Below are 1,691 nucleotides of genomic sequence, written 5' to 3' on the forward strand. Positions count from 1 at the left end.
GGCCTTCTCGCTCCATCCGGGGAGCATCCTGACGCCCCTCCAGCGCCACATCCCCCTGGAGGAGAAGGTGGCGAACGGCTGGGTCGACGAGGACGGGAACGAGATCGCCCAGGGGTTCAAGACGCCGGAGCAGGGCGCGGCGACGGCGGTGTGGGCGGCCACGTCCCCGCGGCTGGCCGGCATGGGCGGCGTGTACTGCGAGGACTGCGACGTCGCCGAGCTGGCCCCGGACGGCGACCCCGCGCGCCGCGGCCGCGTCGGCGCTCCCTCCAGCGGTGTGCGCTCCTACGCGACCGACCCGGCGCAGGCCGAGCGGCTGTGGGAGCTGTCGGCGGAGCTGACCGGGGTGAACGCGTTCGCGTAGCGCCTGCGACGATGGGCTCGTGATCGACATCGCGGGGTGGGCCCCGGAACCGGAGGAGACGACCGAGGTCGTCGGCGCAGGGCCGTCGGAGGCGCTGGCCGGACTGCTCGACGTCGAGCCGCCGGGGGAGGAGCTGCCGCCCCTCTGGCACTGGCTGCACTTCCTGGAACGGCCCGCGCAGCGGGACCTGGGACCGGACGGGCATCCTCGCGAGGGCCGGTTCCTTCCGCCGATCCCTGAGCGGCGCCGCATGTTCGCCGGCGGGCGGTTCCGGATCCACGATCCCCTGCGCGCCGGGGACGCCGTCACGCGCCGGACGGAGCTCGCGTCCACCGCGGTGAAGCGGGGCCGCAGCGGGGAGATGCTGTTCGTGACCGTCCGGCACAGGTTCCTGCGGGACGGCGCCGAGATCGCGGTCGAGGAGCAGGACCTCGTCTACCGCAGCGGCGGCGCGGCGTCCCGTCCGGAGCCGCCGCGGTTCGAGGCGCCGGCCGTGGACGCGCCGTGGACGCTGAGGACGACCGCCGGCCCGGTGATGCTGTTCCGGTTCAGCGCCCTCACCTACAACGCCCATCGCATCCACTACGACGAGGCGTACGCGACCGGGGTGGAGGGGCACGCCGGGCTCGTCGTCCACGGCCCGCTGCTCGCGATCCTCTGCCTGGAGCTGCCGCGCCGGGCGGGCCTGAAGGTGCGCGAACTGTCGTTCCGCGCCCGCAGGCCCGTCCACGCGGGGCAGCCGTTCGTGGCGGCCGGGTCCCCGGACGGGACCCTCTCGATCCACGCCCCGGGCGACGCCACGGCGATGACCGCCACCTTCGCGTGAGCCGCGCCGCTCTCCGCCGACCGGCGCCGATCTCCGTCAGGCGGCGGTGACGGGCGCCTCCCGCAGGGCCGGGCCGCCGCGGCGCTCCGCCGCGATCTGCTGCACGTACCGCTTGACCTCGCCGCTGACGCGCTCGTCGTCCCAGCCGAGCCAGGGCGCGACGAGCTCGGCGACGCGGGACGCCGCGGCCGCGCCGCCGTCCCACTCCTCGATCGAGACGCGGAGCCGCCGCGCCAGGACGTCCTCCAGGTGCAGCGCGCCCTCGTGCGTCACCGCGTAGACGGCCTCGGCGCACAGGTAGTCGCCGGCCCCGGGGATGGGGGCGCCGAGCGCCGGGTCGCCGGCGACCATGGCCAGCACCTCCCGGGCGCACGACCCGTACCGGTGCAGCAGGTGCTCGATCCGCGCGACGTGCAGGCCGGACTCGGCGGCGAGCCGGCGCCGCTCGTCACACCGCACATGGTCCGTGTGGTCCTCGGCGGTGACGGGCTCTCGGAGTTC

The 1,691-nt window shown here is 75.8% G+C and carries 2 protein-coding genes and 1 pseudogene; 2 read left to right on the forward strand and 1 reads right to left on the reverse strand.

The genetic code is table 11. The features are described 5' to 3' along the window. Positions 1–364, forward strand: a pseudogene (locus AB0C69_RS42085) (oxidoreductase); the annotation flags it as partial. Positions 365–383: 19 nt separating this feature from the next. Further along, complete coding sequence (locus AB0C69_RS42090; RefSeq protein WP_360362501.1) at positions 384–1,190, forward strand: MaoC family dehydratase N-terminal domain-containing protein; 807 nt, start codon at positions 384–386, stop codon at positions 1,188–1,190. 36 nt (positions 1,191–1,226) lie between these two features. Here the strand turns inward: AB0C69_RS42090 and AB0C69_RS42095 are convergent. Then, positions 1,227–1,691: glycerol-3-phosphate dehydrogenase C-terminal domain-containing protein (locus tag AB0C69_RS42095; RefSeq protein WP_360362504.1), on the reverse strand; the 465-nt coding region annotated here is incomplete at its 5' end.

This window comes from Actinomadura sp. NPDC048032 (genome assembly GCF_040653175.1).
GTDB classification, from domain to species: Bacteria; Actinomycetota; Actinomycetes; order Streptosporangiales; family Streptosporangiaceae; genus Spirillospora; species Spirillospora verrucosospora.